We start from the raw sequence: 17,564 nt of genomic DNA, 5'->3' as shown, positions 1-17,564 counted from the left end.
AGGTTTGCATCTCTGGGCCTTTTTTGTGGAGGAGGGGTAAAGATGGAGGTCAGAGTGGTTTATCAGAAATTACTAGATCGCATGGGGTATCAAAACTGGTGGCCTGCGGAGACGGATTTTGAAATGATGATGGGCGCTATTTTAGTGCAGAATACGAATTGGAAAAACGTGGAGAGTGCGTTTGCTAATTTAGATGGACTACTGGAACCTGCGCTAATGCGAGATATGCCGGTGGAGGAACTGGCGCAGCGCATCAGACCAAGTGGTTATTTCAATCAGAAGGCTATCAAAATAAAGGCTTTTCTGGTCTGGTTTGAGCAGTATGATTTCGATATAACGGAGGTAAAAGCGTTGCCGTTTTCGCGATTACGCATGGAATTACTTGCTGTTCATGGGATTGGGCCTGAGACGGCGGATTGCATGTTGGCCTATGCGTTTGACAAACCGATACTAGTAATTGACGCTTACACGAGGCGAGTTTTTGGGCGGTTGGGTTACGTGGTGCCTAAAAAATATGATGCATTTCGGGAGATGTTGGAACGGGATTTGCCGAATGAGTTACTGGTTTTGCAAGAGTTTCATGCTTTATTGGTAATGCACTGCAAATTTCATTGCTTGAAAACGCCGAGATGTGAAGGTTGTCCATTGGAGAATGAGTGCCTCAAAATCGGTATTTCGAGTTAGTTTGCAGAATATGATTATTCGCATATTTCAATGTAAGCCTTTTTTGCGTTGGGTGAGTTGGGCGGTGACGAAATGTTCGTCTACATAGGATGAAAGTTCTAAGCTGAATTTGATTTTGCGGATGCCTAGTTGTTTTCTGCTGGTTTGGATGAACAGGACGCCAAGTTCGAAAAAGAGATAGCTCAGTTGGAACGTACTATTTTGTTTTTTGCAACAGGCGATACCGAGATGGATGTATTCGATTGCAGTAAGGTTTTCGTTTTGCTTGGCGTATGTGCGGGCCACGTTTAAGTAAATAGTTGGCATGAATGGGCTAGGTTCCGTTTGTTTATGTAGAAAATGTAGACACTTATTTAGATGTTTCAATGCGTGAATTTCATGGTTATCGTCAACATAGGCAAGCGTTAAGTAGCTACTAATTAGCGCTTCATGACTCGTAATCGTGCTGAAACGACGCTCGTTTAATGTGATTGCTTTTTCCAAGCAGGAAATGGCGTTTTTACTATTTTCTTTATATATTAGTTCGCAAACACCTAGGAAAAAATAATAGTCGCCTGCTTGGGAATGGGTTTCAAACAAGGCGAGTGTTTTTTTTATGTAAACTGGCATACAATGTTTCAAAATCATGACTGAAAAAGAGCTCTTGTAGCTCTTTTTTTAATTGGATAAACGGAGAATCAAGCTCGGAGGAGAATAGAAGAGAGTCTACAGTTACGCCTAGTTTTTGGCAGATGTTATGGATGATGAGGACACTTGGTATTTCTAAACCTTGTTCTACACGGCTGAGAAGGCTTTGAGAACAGATACCGTCTGCGAGTTGTTTTTGAGTCAGCTCTAAGTTTGTTCGTAATTGCTTAATCGTTTTGCCGAGTTCCATTGTATTCACCCCATGATCGAATTTATGCGAATAGTCATTTGAAAGATAGCGCATTCTTTCTTAGTATAAAGGTTACACGTTAAAATTCAAGTAGTATGCGTTTTAGAGGAGGCTTGGCGATGACAGAAAAATGGATGTTGCTCGATCAGTCAAAACTTGATCCAGCGGTGAACATGGCGGTGGATGAAAAGCTGACAGATTGGCACCGAGCTGGGTTAATTCCACCAGTTTTGCGATTCTATGGTTGGGCACCAGCGGGACTTTCGGTAGGTTATTTCCAACGAACGGTAGGGAAAATCGATCGTGCTGCAGTGGCGGAACACGATTTTCGGTTAGTGCGTCGTCCAACAGGAGGGCAGGCGGTTTTGCATGATGACGAGCTGACGTACAGTTTTGTTATTGCAGAAGGTCACGAAAAAATACCGCAGACAATAAAAACGGCACATAAACTGATATCTGAGGCGCTATTGCGAGGCTTGGAAAAGCTTCAAATCGAGGCGAGTTTCGCGATTCCTGAGGAGAAGCAGACTGGGAATGGCACGGCAATCTGTTTTGAGGAGCCATCTTGGTATGAAATCACGCTAAATGGAAGAAAAGTGATTGGTAGTGCGCAGGCGAGGCACGACGGGATTTTGTTGCAGCATGGTTCGATACCGCTACATATGAATGCTGTTGAATTATTTGATCTGTTTGTTTTTGAGAATGACCGAGTAAAGGAACGGATGCTGCGGGCTTTCGGCGGGAAAGCGGCGGGAATTTTTGATTTGATTGGTAGAGAGATTCCGATAGAGGAGATGAAAGAGGCGTTCCAGCGAGGGTTTGCGGAAGTTTTTGAAGTGAGTTTTGAGACGTTAACATTGACGGATGCGCAGTGGGATGAGATTCACACGCTTGCTGAGCAGAAATTCAGACGGGAAAGCTATTTATTTTCGCGGTAGAAAGGGGATTTTGTGATTGGAAAAGAAGAAGGAGCATGTGCGGAAACCGGATTGGTTGAAAATTAAGATTAGCAATAGTGAGAGTTTTAAAGCGGTGAAGAGTAATCTGCGTGAGAATCATTTGCACACGGTTTGTGAGGAGGCGAAGTGCCCGAATATTCAGGAGTGTTTTGGTGAGCGCAAAACAGCGACATTCATGATACTTGGTGATATTTGTACGCGAGCTTGTCGATTTTGCGCGGTGACGACGGGGGCTCCGACGAATTTGGATTTGGGCGAGCCTAAGCGTGTGGCGGATTCGGTTGCCGCGATGGGACTTCGACACGTTGTGATTACAGCGGTTGCGAGGGATGATTTGGCGGATGGTGGTTCGGAGGTTTTTGCGAATACGGTGAACGCGATTCGGTATCGGATGCCGCACACGACGGTTGAAGTTCTGCCATCGGATATGAAGGGTGATTATGAAAGTTTGAAAACGTTGTTGGATGCGAAACCAGATATTTTTAATCATAATATTGAGACGGTGAGACGGTTGACGCCGCAAGTTCGGCATCGTGCGACATATGATCGTTCGCTTGAGCTGTTGCAACGGGTTCGGGATATGGAGCCAGAATTGCCGACGAAATCAAGTATTATGGTTGGGCTTGGCGAGACGCGCGAGGAAATTTTGGAAACGATGGATGATTTATTGGCGCATGGTGTTGAAATTTTGACGATTGGACAGTATTTGCAACCCTCTAAAAAACATTATCCGGTGGAGCGTTACTATGACCCACGTGAGTTCAGGGAATTGAAACGGATAGCTCGGAAAAAAGGCTTTATTCATTGTGAGTCTGGTCCGATGGTACGCTCAAGTTATCATGCGGATGAGCAGGTGAACGCGGCTGCAAAAAGGCGACGGGAGGAAGCAGGATTATAATATGTAGGAAAAACCATCGCTCCGATTGATGCAGAGCGATGGTTTTAATGTGTTAGTGTTTATTTTACTGTAACATCAATGCGTTTGATTTCTTTGTATTGTGCATCTACGAATACGACTTCGGCTTTGTCTGTTTTGTTTTTAATTAGTCCGAAGATACCTTTTAGCGTGTATGTGCCGTTTGCAATATCTAAATCTGCTTGTTTCACTACAACACCGTTAACCCATAGGCGAACTTTTGAAGTGCCTTCACCGTATGAACCGCTAAGTGTGTTTTGACCGATAAAGTAAGTGTCAGCTGTAAAAGTGTTGCCATAAGAATCAGAACCAGGAACGCTCACTGTTTTGCGGTTGATTTCTTTATATTGGCTGTCTACTGCGACAACTTCTACTTTATCAAGAGGGCTTGTAATGAATTTATCTGCATTAGGGAACGTATATGAGCCATCAGCATTCATCGTTGCTTGTGTTACGACTTTATCATTAACCCATAGGCGGACTTTAGAAACATCTTTACCAGCTTTACCAGTAATGTTTTTGTCACCTAGGTTTAATTTATCGACTGTCAATGCATTGTCAAAAGTAGATGTTCCTGAAACGGCTACGTCTTGACGGTTTACTTCTACAAACTTCGAGTCTACTGCTACAACTTCAACTTTGTCGCCAACTAATTTAATGAAGTTTGCTGCTGTTGGGAATTCGTATGTGCCGTCAGCATTGATTACGCCTTGAACTGCTACAACACCGTTAACCCATAGGCGAACTTTAGAAACGTTTTTGCCGACTGTTCCAGTTACTTTTGTGTCGCCCATTTTGAATGGGTTTGTTGTTAGAGAGTAATCGAAAGCTTGTGTTACTTTTGTTGAGGCTGTTGCTGTTTTGTTGTTGGATGCTTTTGTAACTGTAGCGGTAATTGTTGCATTTGCTGCTTGTTTTGCGATAGCTACTTCAAAAGTACCGTCTGCTTTGACTGTACCAGTACCAATTGTTGTTGTGCCATTTTTGATGATTACTGTTGCGTTTGCTTCACCTTTACCGGTAACTTTTGTAGAATTGCTTGATAGCGTATCGATTGTTGTTGGTGCGATATAGTTAAATGCTGTGATAGCTTTGTCTAATTCTGCTTGGATTGCTGTCTGGTCAGTAGCCTTTGTAATGGCATCTACTTTTACTTGTGCTGCGTCGATGTTGGCTTGTGTCAGGTCAGATTTGATTCCTTTTGAAGTATCGCCATCAACGAATAGATTACTTACTGCGGTTTGCGCTTCAGTAACTAGTTGTGCATCTGTTTTGAAGATAATCTCTTTTTGAAATACTTTGTTATCATTACTAAAAACTTGAACCGAGACACGATGTGATGGAGCAATCATTGCAGGAGTGCTTATTTTTATAAGGCCATCTTCATCAACTATCGATGTGTAGCGATCAAGAGAATCTTTATTATTTCTGACATCAGCAATAAGTCGCGCAAAATTAGTTGGTTCATAATCATCTATTAATAAATATCTGAAATTCGATGATTGTTGTTTATCTAAATTCAAAGTAACTTTGCCATCGCTAGAAACAGAAAACTCTTTAATAGATTCAGCAGCTACTTTTGGTATTTGTTCTGTAAGTGATTTTTGTGCGAGTGCAATATTTGCTTGGAGGGCATCTTTGTCTGCACCATTCACCAGTGCAGCTACTTTTACTTTTGCTGCGTCGATATTGGCTTGTGTGAGGTCAGATTTGATTCCTCTTGAAGTATCGCCATCGATGAATAGAGAGTTGACTGATGTTTGTGCGGCTTGTTTTAATTCTAGGTTTGCAAGGCCTTGATTTGCTTTATCGATCGCTGTTTGCATTGCTGTTTTGTCGATTGTGCTAACAACTAAATTAAGTGCTTCTTGGGCCGCATCAATATCTGCTTGGGTTGTAGCTGGTTTGATTTCTTTTGTTGTATCGTTATCGACGAATAAAGCGTCTACTAGAGATTTAGACTTGTCTAGAGAACCATCATAAATCATTATTTTCGTGGGAATACTTAGACTCTCATATTCAGGACGCGTTCCAACATAGCCTTGCGCAAACTCAATATAACTGCCAGGTGCATAACTTGATAAATCTAGATTGAATGTTAATGCTTCCTCAGTCATTGGTATCTGATTTATACCAAATATTAGTTTTCCATCAGCATCAAAAATTCTTAATGTTTCTACAATATAAAGAGAAGGGTTATTTACTGTAATACTCTTAGTAGAGGTAGTTACTGTGGTCTCATTAATCTGTAGTTTTGGATACCTAACTGCGGTTTTTGTAACAGGACTCTCAACACCATTTACGATTTGACTAATGAAAACAGATTTACCTGCTACTAAGTTTAAATTATGAGTTGAGATACTGAATGTACCATCGGCATTGATGTTTGTATATTCATAAGTTGCGTATACGGATTGATTTAAATTATGCAACTCTACCTTGATAGATGTTGCGTTAGGGTCTGCCTTACCTGTAATTTGAGTAGAGGTTGCATCAATGGGGTTTACGATTGGGCTTGCGACACTCACTGGTGCTTCTGCTGCATGAGTTCCGATTGGTAAAGTTGTTAACACTGTGCTTGCTAATACGTTTGTTGCTAGGATTACTGTTGCGACTTTTTTGATATTCTTATTCATTGTTTATTAATTCCTCCATAAAATTTATTTTGAATTTTTAATCTTTTTGTGACTGGCATGTAAGTGAAAGATAGTTACGAGCTTATTGCTTATTTCCTCCTTCAATCTATTCTGCTTATTGCGTCCTGTGGTGATTCCCGTCTGTTTAATGTGCTGTGCCCTTACCACTTCTATATAATATCATGGTCGAACCGACTAAAAAACACAGTACTTCCGCAAAATGGAAAGAGGTTGTGTATATTTTGTGACCATTTAGAAAAGGGAAATGAAACGCCCGGCTGATTTACTTTGTTAGGTTTTTGGGTTTGAATATGTTAGAATGGGTTTGTGTATTAGTATAGAAGAAAGTAGCGTCAATTTGCATAATGGGACTACTTTTTTGAGATAGGAAAGGTTGGGCTAGTGATGGCGACGAATCATTTGCAATTAGTTATTATTACGGGGATGAGTGGGGCAGGAAAGACTGTCGCAATGCAATCTTTAGAGGATTTAGGATATTTTTGTGTGGATAATTTACCACCGAGTCTATTGCCGAAGTTCTGGGAATTGATGAAGGAATCTGGAAAAATGAATAAAATTGCGCTTGTAATGGATTTGCGTGGACGTGAATTTTTCGATTCGATTCAGCCGGCGTTGGATGAGTTAGATAATACGTCATTTATTACGACGAAAATGCTGTTTTTAGATGCGGATGATCAGGTTTTGGTATCGCGTTATAAGGAGACGAGACGTCATCACCCGCTTGAGCCGAATGGTTCTGTTTTGGAAGGTATTAAGCAGGAACGAGAATTGTTGGAGGACTTGAAGGGTCGTTCGCAACTCGTGATTAATACGTCGACATTGGCGCCGCGTGAGCTTCGGGAACGGATGAATAATGAGTTTCAGACGAGTGATCGGGAAGTTTTTAATGTGCAGGTGATGTCGTTTGGGTTTAAATATGGTTTGCCGATTGATGCGGACTTAGTGTTTGATGTGCGTTTCTTGCCGAATCCGCATTATATTGATAAGATGCGGCCACTGACTGGACTGGATAAAGATGTGTATAATTATGTGATGAAATGGCCGGAGACGGAGACTTTCTTGAATAAATTGATGGATATGGTCTTGTTTACATTGCCGTATTATAAGCGTGAAGGGAAGACGCAACTTGTCATTGCGATTGGCTGTACGGGTGGGCAACACCGGTCTGTGGCGCTTTCTGAGTACGTTGGTAATAATTTGAAAACAAAATATGAAACACAAATTTCGCATCGGGATATGAAACGCAGAAAGGGAAACTGAGATGACAGCGACGGAAAAGCCGAAAGTGGTCGTGATTGGCGGCGGGACAGGTTTGCCGGTCATACTGCGAGGCTTGAAAAAACAACCTATTGATTTGACTGCGATTGTCACGGTTGCTGATGATGGCGGGAGTTCGGGCAAGATTCGCGAGCAAATGGATGTATTGCCGCCTGGTGATATTCGGAACGTGATGGTGGCGCTGTCGAATACGGATCCGCGGATGGAAGCTTTGATGCAATATCGTTTTAAAGTGGAAGGTGATTTGTCGGGACACGTGATTGGAAATCTTATTTTGACGGCGTTATCGCAGTTGAATGATAGTTACGTGGACGCGATTGAAGTGCTTGGCAAGGCGATGCGGATTCGGGGGAAAGTGATTCCAGCAACGGATCGGCCGCTAATTTTGAATGCGATTATGGAGGATGGCTCTCTCGTGCAAGGGGAGTCGGTGATTCCGATGCAGGGTCAGCCGATTGATCGCGTGTTTATTACGCCGGATGATGTGAAGGCATTGCCGGCCGCGATTGAGGCGATTCATGATGCGGATTTGATTGTGCTTGGGCCGGGAAGTCTGTATACGAGTATTTTGCCGAGTTTGTTGGTGCAGGATTTGCAGGATGCGATTTTTGAAAGTAAGGCGTATAAGGTGTATATTTGCAACATTTTGACGCAGGTTGGGGAGACGGATTTCTTCACGGATGCAGATCATGCGCAGGTTATTTTGAACCATGTGGGGCGGCCGATTATCGACGCGATGATGATTAATACGGCGGAAGTGCCGCGACATTTGATGTTCCCTGATGATGTTATGCAAGTCGAGCAGAATTTTGAGAAGGATCATGCGCTGAATATTAACGTCATTGCTGGGGACCTACTTTCCACAGAAGGCGGTTTGGTGCGACACGCTGCGGATAAAGTGACGAATACATTATTACAGATTCTGATGAATTTGAAAGAAAAGGAATGAGGGTCTATGTCCTTTGCCTCGGAAACAAAGAAAGAATTAACCAATTTAGATATTACAAAGACGGATGCAAAAGTGGAACTGTCGGCTTTTATCCGCATGAATGGTGCCGTCTCGTTCTCTAACCAGATGATGGTTGTGGATGTGCAGACGGAGAACGCAGCGATTGCGCGCCGAATGTATCGACTTTTGAAGGAATTGTATCAAGTTCCGATTGAATTATTGGTACGAAAAAAAATGAAATTGAAGAAAAATAACGTCTATATAGTGCGTCTGAAGGCTAAGACGAAAGAGATTCTGGCCGATTTGGCGATTTTAAATGATGGCGTGTTTCAGAATGCGATTAATCCAGCGCTGATTAAGACGAAGAACGCGCGCCGGGCCTATCTTCGCGGAGCATTTTTGGCGAGTGGGTCGGTGAATAATCCGGAGACATCGTCCTATCATTTGGAGATTAACTCGGTGTATGAGGAGCATAATGACGCGATTTGTAGTTTGATGAACAGTTTCAAGCTCAATGCGCGGACGTTGGAGCGCCGAAATGGCTATATTACGTACTTGAAAGAGGCGGAGAAAATCACGGAATTTCTGAATATTATCGGGGCAACTGGGGCGCTGCTTCATTTTGAAGATGTGCGGATTATGCGCGATATGCGGAATTCGGTGAATCGTCTTGTGAACTGTGAGACGGCAAACTTGAATAAAACGATTAACGCGGCGGTGCGGCAAATTGATAATATTAAATTTATCGCGGCGGCGGTGGGCTTAGAAGCATTACCTGAAAAATTGCGAGAAATCGCGGTACTGCGCGTTCAATATGAAGACGTGACGCTACAAGAACTCGGCGACATGCTTTCCAGCGGGCCAATCAGCAAATCAGGAATCAACCACCGTTTGCGCAAACTCGATCAAATCGCGGACCAACTGCGAAGTGGCGAATCCCCGTCACAATTAGGACTTAGAATACCATCAAAATAAATATAACTAAGAAAAGGATGCGATCAAATCATGTCAAAATTGTTTTCTACGTATAAAGTGAAAGGTCTTACTTTGAAAAACCGTGTGGCAATGTCACCAATGTGTATGTATTCTGTAGAGACGGATGACGGAGTGGCGAACGATTTCCACTTTGCCCATTACGTTTCCCGCGCGGCAGGTCAAGTTGGCCTTATCATCTTAGAAGCAACAGCGGTACAAGCGGTTGGCCGGATTTCTCATGGCGATTTAGGATTATGGGAGGACGCCCAAATTCCAGCCTTGAAGCGAATCGTTGACGGCGTGCATTATCACAAAGGAGCAGCTGGAATCCAGTTGGCACACGCTGGTCGAAAAGCCGTTTTAGACGTAGATCCAGTTGCACCAAGCCCAGTCGCATTTGATGATGAAAGCAAAAAACCGCATGAACTAACAGCAGCAGAAATAGAAGAAGTTGTTGCGGATTTCAAAAAAGCAGCCTTCCGCGCGAAAGAAGCCGGATTTGATGTCATTGAAATTCACGCAGCGCACGGCTATTTATTGCACGAATTCCTATCACCGATTTCGAATTTACGCGAAGACGAGTATGGCGGCCCAGCAGGGAACCGTTACCGCGTTTTAGGAGATGTGATTAAAGCCATTCGTGAAGTGTGGGATGGTCCACTTTTCGTCCGTATTTCCGCGACCGATTACGCACATGGCGGTTTGACAGTAGACGATTATATCCCGTTTGCAAAATGGATGAAAGCAGACGGCGCCGATTTACTAGATGTCAGCAGTGGCGCGCTAGTAAACACCATTCCGAAAGTATACCCAGGCTATCAAGTACCATTCGCTGAAAAAATTCGCACAGGAGCAGGAATCGCGACAGGCGCAGTAGGCCTAATCACGACGGGCGTTCAAGCAGAGGAAATTCTGCAAAATGACCGCGCCGATTTGATTTTCTTAGGACGTGAGTTGTTGCGCGATCCGTATTGGGCACGGACAGCTGCGAAAGATGTTCGTGGAGAAGTGACGCCACCTGAGCAGTATTCGCGTGGTGGTTGGTGAGGAGATAGAGGGGAAAATAAGAGTCTAGCATTCCAAGAGATAATTGGGATGCTGGGCTTTTTTGTGGAGTTCAGTACGTACTAAGGATGGGAGAAGGAAAGTAATGGATTTTATAAGAAGTTTATTATATACTATATTAAGACTAGAGTGTATAAAAGGAGTGAGGAAATGTCTAATTTAAATAATTTATTTACTGGTCCAATTGTTGCCCATGAAATAAAAGTAGAAAATAAAACAGGTTATACCATTTCTCAACCATCTTTATTGAGTGGTAATCAGAAGAAAAAAGGTGCTAACTTTCAAGCTGGTGAAAAAAGAAGTTTATACCTACCAGCTTCAGATTCAGATTCTTGTGAGTTGGAATTTTTAGTGGACAATCAGCCATATCGTTTTGTTTTGAATGAAAAAATAGATATACATAACTTGGTGCCAATTAAGGTGCAAATTATTGGAGATAGCCCATCAAATCTAAAAATAGAAACACACCGAGAAAAACAGGAAATTCCAGAAGGAAAAGTTGTATGGAAAGATGCTAAAGTTATTTGGGGCACTGTGATAGTATTTGCCATCGTTATTGTTATATGGCTTATGAATGTACTTTAAATAAAGTGCATTTCAAATGAGTATTTTGTATTATATAGAATATGAGGGAGCCCATGATAAAGGCTTTCTAGAGTAAAAAATAAGCAGGGATTGTTGTATACTCCATTTCTAAAATGGCTTTATACAACGATTCCTGCTGTCCTGTTTTTGGAGTTTAAATGCTTTTCCCCCACTTCTAAGTACGTAAGGGCAAAGTCTAACTTCAGATAATTAATCGAATTATTATTTTTCGCTTGTTTGGTTTTTCTGTAAAATTTTCGCGTATATGTCTGCATACAAATCCTGATAATCGGTATTTTCTAAACTAAGGGTCGCGTCATCTTCTACCAAGAAAAGCGCACTCTTAGTTTCTCTATTAATAGGATACTTACTTAGAAATGCGTTCGACAAGACATAGTTATCATCGGATGTACTGTTTTTGAGGTAGAGATAATAAGACTTCCCTATCTCCATTTTTTTGTAATGATCCAAAGTTAGCGTAATCTTTTTGCCTTCAATGGGAACATTCTTCGCTACATCTTCCAAAACTTCAATTTTGCCGCCAATTTTTAACGTGTGGGTGGTATCTTTTTGTATGTTCTTTATGGTGACACCGCTCATGGTATAAAATTCGGTCGGCATGATATTTTGCTCGGTTTCCTTCGTTACAGTCTGTTGTTCGTTATTTTTAACAACCTCTACAATGATTGGCGAAGTGTTCTCCAATTCCTCAAGACTGGAAGCAAGAGAAACGTATTTTCCAGAGGATGAGATCATGGTTTTTTCATCAACCATTTCTAATTTTTGTTCTTTTGTAGTGCCATTCGCTGAGCATCCAGCTACAAAAAATACGAATAAAATGCTAGTCATTGCGATTTTTTTCACGAGTAATGACTCCTTTAGGTTTTATTTTCCACCATGTCTAAACATGATAACATCTTTACTCAAATATGCCTAACTTAAATTCGAGTTAAAACTAAGAAAATAGTTGGTATCACTAATATGGAAGCGTTTAAGACGAATAAACGTCATTTCACGATAAAATCCGTTTTGTAGGCTTAAAGTGTGTTAAGATGAAAGCGTATTAACAATGACAAAGAGGAGTGCTTACATGAAAAAACAGAAAATATGTATCCTAATTTTAAGTTGTTTGGTACTAACTGCATGTGGTAAGGAAAAGGCTGAAGAGAGTACTAAACCGAACAACGAGCTAAAAGCCAGTGTGCATACATCGATTGAAGACGTTACGTATGATCAGGTAATTAAGGAAGCAGATTTAATTGCAGAAGTTAAAATTGGTGCAATAAACAATATTGTAGAAGGTGGAAATAATATTGTCGCAAAAACAAAATTTGAAGGCTCACTAGAAAAAGTATATGCCGGTAACAAGAAAAATAATGAAGCTATCTATGTTTTACAGGAGGGGAAAGATGGGATGGAGATTGAAGATTATCCTTTATTCCAACCAGGCGAAACCTATATTTTAATGCTGATGGATTCAGGAGATGGCAAGACATTTTGGATTAAAGGTCAAGTGAATGGAACTTATTTCGTTGATGGAGACACGACGTTAAAATTCGGCAATAGTGAGCCGGGTTTACCTGACAGTAAAAATAATTTAAATTCAGCTCTCATTGAGAAGTTGGAGAATTTCAATAATAAAGTTCAGGTGTTAGACACGATAGATTTTCGTGAACAGCTAGATAAAGATTTAAAGAGAAAATAAAAAATTATTATAAATTCCTTTTTTTGTTTGATATTGAGAATAAAAGCAATTAATGATAGCGTTCAGGATCAATAAAAGACCTTCTAGGACAGATTTGGTTTTATTGATTCTTTTTGTGCTATCCTTAAATCTAATAAAAAATAAAAAAAAGGTGGAGAAGAAATGTTGAAAAAAACAATTATATCTAGTTTATTGGTAGGAGTTATGATATCATGGACAGCGAGTACGTCTTTTGCTGTGGCATCAACTGTACAAAATGAAAATGAGGCGACAATAACAACAGTAAGTGAGTTAGAGAAAAAAATTAATAGCGTAGATTTAAATGATGAATCTAAATTAAACGCTGAACGGGAAGACATCATTGAAAATACAGAACCAGAAATTTTAGAAGAATATAAAGAGGATTTACAAAATGAAGTTACTGAAGCGACGAATGAATTGGCGGATAGCTTAGAACTAACAACTGATGCTGAAAATCCAGAAAATCAGTATGCTAGTGCAACTACAACGCTAGATGATGGCACAGTTTTAGAAGTGAACGTTTCTGACACTGCAGTTACCAATTTATTACGTGCAACAACAACAGAAAAATTTGGAGCAAGAAGTTATAAGGTCGAGTCACGTGTTTATCATGTATTGTATCCAGACGGCTGGATTTGTTTACTAACTTTTTATAATGTCAATAAATCGGGATTGATAGCTACAGGAACATCAGTTGGAGGCACTAGAGGCTTATTCCCGTTATCAATTAATGCGTCGAGTAAGCTAACCGATAAAAGAGCTGAAAAAAATGGATATGATATTAATGGACAAGGGGACTATACATTAAATTATGTAGGTACACATGGAATCGGCATATATGTAATGTATCGCACCATAGTTAGTACAGTGAAATTAAACAAGTTGTATTCAGCTTCTGCAAGTGTTACTAAAAGTTTTAAACTGTATAAATAGAATTTAAAGAGGGGGTTATGAAGCGATGAGTCAATATATACCAATTACAATGGTTGCGGTGGTTGTAATTGTCATAGCTATTCTCACAGTCGTCATCAGAAAATCTATAAAGAAAAATTAGTCTGGAAAAGCCTTCGAAAACTTAACTCGAAGGCTTTTATACGCTCATATTGTTGATGAATGAGGGAGAAAAATGAAGAAATACGATGTAATAGAATTCTTTGTTATCATGCTTATTGTATCCTTGTGGTCGTATGTGGGAGTGGTACCAAATGCTATCGGTATCATACTCACAGCCGTTTTATCCATGTTAATCTATGTTGCAACAAGAAGGAGAAGAAGCTCTTAGAACCAGCACTTAACAACTAGGTGCTGGTTCAATTTCTATATCTGAAGATAAGACTAGCACTTAAAATGAGAAAAGTTGCAACAGAAATAATAACAGCAACCGAAAAACTCTCCCCTAGCAAAAAATACCCAACTAAAAATAACATAATCGCTCCTGTAAAAACTCCCAATAAATAATCAACCACTTCATTTCGCATCCACTAATCCCATCCTTTTGTGTTAAAATTCTAGCAAAAATTTGAAAAAGAATCGCGTTCAGGACGAAAAACCAAGCGTTCACGACAAATTTGGTTTTTCGTCCCTTTTTTGTGTTACTATAAAAAATGTATATTATACGGTTAGCTACTTTTATTTATTGAATGGTATTCGTGCGTCATTGCTCAGTTGAAATAATCATAGCACGAAAATATGCGCTGTGACCGGTTCTGTCCTGAATGACCTTATTTCCATCCTGAACGCCAATTCTTTGCATAAAAAAGTATTGCGAACCTGCCAATATACCTATATAATTAGGAGATTCGATGATTGAAAAGGAGACTAACATGCAAGAGATTCAAACATATCTTCTATCAGCAGTATTAGGTTGTAGCGTACAAATCATTTCTTTACTTATGGGAATTCAGATTTTCAGCAAGGGAATTTTCTCAAAATTACATTCGATTATCCTATTCTTAATTTTATTGATAAGTGGACTATTGTTGCTTTATTACGTGCAATATTATTCGTTAGTATTCACGATGTGCGTGTTGATATTCGCAATACGATATAAAAAAGGCACGTGGCTATTGTCGCTGAGTTTGCCGTTATATATAAATAGAGAAGCTGGAGGCAGCGGAGAATGATGAAGATTTTTAGTAGTAACAGTGTTTTGATTTGGGTCACACTAATTGCGGTTGCGTGCGTGGTGCTATTTATCGGGATGATGTTCTTGACGAAAAAACGGGTGAGGATTTCAAAAACGCAGCGGTACTATATATTTTTAGCGATTGGAATTATTATCGTGACCGCGGTGATTTTGCAGTTGACGCTGTACATGTCTAGTACATATCAGTTCCCGAAAACGATACTTTATCTGACGGAGATACTTTTTGCGGTGTATTTGGGAATTATTTGCTTGGTGTTGGTGAAGGTGTATCGCGCGAATTTGAAAGAGGCACAAAAGCGGAATCAGGAGGAGCAAATGGTGCAGCTACAGCAGTATGTGGCGAATGTCGAGCAACTGCAGTCGGATGTTGTGCATTTCCAGCAGGACTATGTGGAAGTGTTGGCGAACTTGGAAACGCTGATTTCGAACGGTCAAATGGAGGAATTGGCGGCGTATTTTGACGCGAATATCATGCCGGTGAACAAGAGCATGGTGGATAATAAATACAAGTTATCGCAAATTAAAAATATGCATGTTTTGGAGTTGAAAGGCTTACTAGCGGCTAAAATGATGCGTGCACAGGAGCTTAAAATCGATGCGCAGTTGGAGATTGTGGAACCGATTGAGACGATTTCGATGTATAAAGTGGAGTTGTGTCAAATTGTCGGAATCCTGCTTGATAACGCCATCGAGGCGAGTGAAGGGCAACCAGGCGCGTTTATGAAAGTGGCTTTCGTGAAGAATGAGAATACGGTGACGCTCTTGGTGCAGAACAGTTTGCCAGAAAACATGCCAGAGATTCATCAAATGTTTGAGAAAGGATTCTCGACAAAAGGTGAGAATCGGGGCTTGGGGCTTTCGATCGTGCGAGGAATTCTGAATAAAAATCCATCCGCTGTTTTAGATACACAAGTGCTGGAAGGCGAGGCGTTTATGCAAGGATTGGTTATTAGGCAGTAAGGCTAGGGTGATATTAAATGGATTTAGAAAATATACTTACTTTAATTCAAGCCACGGCAGCCCAAACGGTATGTGTCGTAATCACGATACACCTGTTAGGAAAAAAGGTTTTTACAAAACTCGAAATGTTAATGATAGTGTTTATTTTATTCCTAGGCGGAGTACCACTTCTAGGATATTATCAATATTTTTCAATTATATATATCGTTCTAATGTTAATGATTGCATTAAGATGGAAAAAGAAAGATTGGTTCCTGTCAATTGCGACTCCGTTAATCGCGATTATCTTTATAGTGATGGTGAACTATATATTTGACGGAGTCTCCATTGTATTATTTGGTATAGGAAGTAGTTATATCGAGGATCATCTAAACACGGTCTATGATTTGTTTTTGCTCATGGTCAATTACTTGATGTGCATTCCAGTGGCGAAATTGTTAAATAAAGATGTTATCCAGAAGAGCCGTGCTGCAGATAAAATACTGATTGTGGCTACCTTGCTAACAACGGTTATACTGCTGTATATGTTTATTTATATTGGTTCATTGTATGATTTTTCAAATGAAATCATAGTGATAAATGCGATATTATTCACCGTGTATTCAGGTTTGACATTTATTGTATTTACTATCATGCTAAAAATTAGTGAGAATAAGATAGCTGTAGATAATCAGAAAGAGAAGCTTATGCAACTCGAATCTTATACGGATAAATTGGAAAAGATTTATGATGAAATGAGTCTGTTTAAGCATGATTATATTAATATTTTAACGAGTTTACAAGGGTATATTAGTAATGGAAATCAACAAGAATTAGAGACATATTTCAAGGAAACGATAGCTCCGTTAACACAAGAGATGAAGTCAAATAAAATACAAACATAAAAATAGATAGGAGAAACCGATGTACTCATCATTGTTTTTATGGATAGCCGGTACATACCAGTTATTTGGAATTGTACTGGTTACTAATGTGCTGGCTAGCAAAGTGTTATCAAGAAAAAATATGATTTTAGTGACGGTTATTATGACAATTGGGGGCTCTGTACTTCTAAACTCGGTGCAATACTTTGCAGAAATATATACTATAGGTGTTCTAATTTTGTTTTTAAGCTGGAAGGGAGTTCAATGGGTAAAGTCTTTTATTTTTGTTATAGTAGGTCAAATATTATTCATCCTAAGCGATTACTTAATTGGAGTCTTTGTTGCTGTGGCTTTAGGTGTATATAGCGAAGACTACCATGCTACTTTCTTGGATGCAGCATTTGTAATGGCGATTTTTGTCACTCCATGCTTAATAGTAGCTTATATATTTTCTCTTTGTGCTAGTTGGATATTACGCAGAGGTAGCTTTAAGAACGCGGTCAAATATAATGAATTTATGATAATATCTTTATTGATGTTAACTATCGTGATTATGTACCTTTTTATATATTTGGAAGATATTCTAGGTCTACCTACTGAGGTAGCCGAACTCTATATTATTATATTTTCAACCTTAATCTTAGTGATAGGGATTGTATTTGCGATTGTTGCTAGAGTTGGAAACACGCGAGTTGAACAAATGAAGCAAGAACGAGAATTGGTGCAGTTGCGTGATTACACGGAGAAATTAGAGTTGCTGAATAGTGACATGAGTTTATTTAAGCATGATTATATTAATATTTTAGCGAGTATTCAAGGATACATTACAGACGGGGATATAGATTCACTAGATCGTTATTTCAATGAAACGATTAAGCCGTTACAGAATTTTGAATCATAAAACTGAATAATATCTTTTAACAT

General features: G+C 39.9%; 18 protein-coding genes. 13 read left to right on the top strand and 5 right to left on the bottom strand.

The genetic code is table 11. The annotated features are described in order from the left end of the window. Positions 1-42 precede the first annotated feature (42 nt). Positions 43-684 (top strand): endonuclease III domain-containing protein, encoded by a 642-nt coding sequence (locus HCJ66_RS05830; protein ID WP_187132284.1) that lies wholly within the window; start codon positions 43-45, stop codon positions 682-684. Between the two features lie 27 nt (positions 685-711). Here HCJ66_RS05830 and HCJ66_RS05825 read toward each other — a convergent pair whose 3' ends face one another. Both HCJ66_RS05825 and HCJ66_RS05820 read right to left on the bottom strand, forming a co-directional pair. Continuing rightward, entirely contained in the window at positions 712-1,311 is a 600-nt protein-coding gene (locus tag HCJ66_RS05825) for a tetratricopeptide repeat protein (RefSeq protein ID WP_187132283.1), read from the bottom strand. Beyond that, positions 1,256-1,561: a helix-turn-helix domain-containing protein gene (locus HCJ66_RS05820; protein ID WP_187132282.1), complete on the bottom strand. Its 306-nt coding sequence runs from the start codon at positions 1,559-1,561 to the stop codon at positions 1,256-1,258. Before HCJ66_RS05820 ends, HCJ66_RS05825 begins: the two co-directional genes overlap by 56 nt. 119 nt (positions 1,562-1,680) lie before the next feature. On the opposite strand from HCJ66_RS05820, the gene HCJ66_RS05815 reads away from it, so the two are divergent. Beyond that, positions 1,681-2,499: a lipoate--protein ligase family protein gene (locus tag HCJ66_RS05815; protein WP_187132281.1), complete on the top strand. Its 819-nt coding sequence runs from the start codon at positions 1,681-1,683 to the stop codon at positions 2,497-2,499. Positions 2,500-2,515: 16 nt separating this feature from the next. Further along, entirely contained in the window at positions 2,516-3,418 is a 903-nt protein-coding gene (gene lipA, locus HCJ66_RS05810) for a lipoyl synthase (RefSeq protein WP_187132280.1), read from the top strand. 59 nt (positions 3,419-3,477) lie between these two features. Here the strand turns inward: lipA and HCJ66_RS05805 are convergent, their stop codons facing one another. Next, the gene (locus HCJ66_RS05805; protein WP_187132279.1) at positions 3,478-6,072 is read right to left on the bottom strand and encodes an immunoglobulin-like domain-containing protein; all 2,595 of its coding nucleotides are present in this window, start codon (positions 6,070-6,072) and stop codon (positions 3,478-3,480) included. Between the two features lie 405 nt (positions 6,073-6,477). On the opposite strand from HCJ66_RS05805, the gene rapZ reads away from it, so the two are divergent. The 5 genes from rapZ (at position 6,478) to HCJ66_RS05780 (ending at position 10,945) form a co-directional block, all read left to right on the top strand. Then, on the top strand, positions 6,478-7,353 hold the full coding sequence (rapZ, locus tag HCJ66_RS05800) for an RNase adapter RapZ (protein WP_036062071.1): 876 nt from the start codon (positions 6,478-6,480) through the stop codon (positions 7,351-7,353). Between the two features lies 1 nt (position 7,354). Next, on the top strand, positions 7,355-8,320 hold the full coding sequence (locus HCJ66_RS05795; protein WP_187132278.1) for a gluconeogenesis factor YvcK family protein: 966 nt from the start codon (positions 7,355-7,357) through the stop codon (positions 8,318-8,320). 6 nt (positions 8,321-8,326) lie between these two features. Beyond that, positions 8,327-9,295 carry a DNA-binding protein WhiA gene (whiA, locus tag HCJ66_RS05790; RefSeq protein ID WP_181677375.1) on the top strand — a complete coding sequence of 323 codons (969 nt, stop codon included), beginning with the start codon at positions 8,327-8,329 and terminating at the stop codon, positions 9,293-9,295. Positions 9,296-9,325: 30 nt separating this feature from the next. Further along, the gene (gene namA, locus HCJ66_RS05785) at positions 9,326-10,342 is read left to right on the top strand and encodes an NADPH dehydrogenase NamA (RefSeq protein WP_187132277.1); all 1,017 of its coding nucleotides are present in this window, start codon (positions 9,326-9,328) and stop codon (positions 10,340-10,342) included. 168 nt (positions 10,343-10,510) lie between these two features. Then, positions 10,511-10,945 carry a hypothetical protein gene (locus HCJ66_RS05780; protein ID WP_187132276.1) on the top strand — a complete coding sequence of 145 codons (435 nt, stop codon included), beginning with the start codon at positions 10,511-10,513 and terminating at the stop codon, positions 10,943-10,945. 222 nt (positions 10,946-11,167) lie between these two features. Here HCJ66_RS05780 and HCJ66_RS05775 read toward each other — a convergent pair whose 3' ends face one another. Beyond that, positions 11,168-11,809 (bottom strand): hypothetical protein, encoded by a 642-nt coding sequence (locus HCJ66_RS05775; protein WP_187132275.1) that lies wholly within the window; start codon positions 11,807-11,809, stop codon positions 11,168-11,170. Between the two features lie 226 nt (positions 11,810-12,035). On the opposite strand from HCJ66_RS05775, the gene HCJ66_RS05770 reads away from it, so the two are divergent. Together HCJ66_RS05770 and HCJ66_RS05765 are read left to right on the top strand one after the other, a co-directional pair. Continuing rightward, positions 12,036-12,650 carry a hypothetical protein gene (locus HCJ66_RS05770; RefSeq protein ID WP_187132274.1) on the top strand — a complete coding sequence of 205 codons (615 nt, stop codon included), beginning with the start codon at positions 12,036-12,038 and terminating at the stop codon, positions 12,648-12,650. Between the two features lie 162 nt (positions 12,651-12,812). Next, a complete protein-coding gene (locus HCJ66_RS05765; protein WP_187132273.1) occupies positions 12,813-13,604 on the top strand; it encodes a peptidylprolyl isomerase PrsA family protein in 792 nt (263 codons plus the stop codon). 377 nt (positions 13,605-13,981) lie between these two features. Here the strand turns inward: HCJ66_RS05765 and HCJ66_RS05760 are convergent, their stop codons facing one another. After that, on the bottom strand, positions 13,982-14,149 hold the full coding sequence (locus HCJ66_RS05760; protein WP_187132272.1) for a hypothetical protein: 168 nt from the start codon (positions 14,147-14,149) through the stop codon (positions 13,982-13,984). A gap of 641 nt (positions 14,150-14,790) precedes the next feature. On the opposite strand from HCJ66_RS05760, the gene HCJ66_RS05755 reads away from it, so the two are divergent. Genes HCJ66_RS05755 through HCJ66_RS05745 form a run of 3 tightly spaced genes read left to right on the top strand, consistent with a single transcriptional unit; the run spans position 14,791 to position 17,541 of the window. Further along, positions 14,791-15,777, top strand: coding sequence for a sensor histidine kinase (locus tag HCJ66_RS05755; protein ID WP_187132271.1), 987 nt, complete (start codon positions 14,791-14,793; stop codon positions 15,775-15,777). A gap of 17 nt (positions 15,778-15,794) precedes the next feature. Further along, positions 15,795-16,661: a hypothetical protein gene (locus HCJ66_RS05750; protein ID WP_187132270.1), complete on the top strand. Its 867-nt coding sequence runs from the start codon at positions 15,795-15,797 to the stop codon at positions 16,659-16,661. A 19-nt stretch (positions 16,662-16,680) separates the two neighbouring features. Further along, a complete protein-coding gene (locus HCJ66_RS05745; protein ID WP_187132269.1) occupies positions 16,681-17,541 on the top strand; it encodes a sensor histidine kinase in 861 nt (286 codons plus the stop codon). The last annotated feature ends 23 nt before the right edge of the window (positions 17,542-17,564 follow it).

The sequence above is a fragment of the Paenilisteria portnoyi genome (genome assembly GCF_014322795.1).
Lineage (GTDB): Bacteria > Bacillota > Bacilli > Lactobacillales > Listeriaceae > Listeria_A > Listeria_A portnoyi.
The sequence above is the reverse complement of the archived record's forward strand: the minus strand, read 5'-3'. Positions and strand labels throughout refer to the sequence as shown.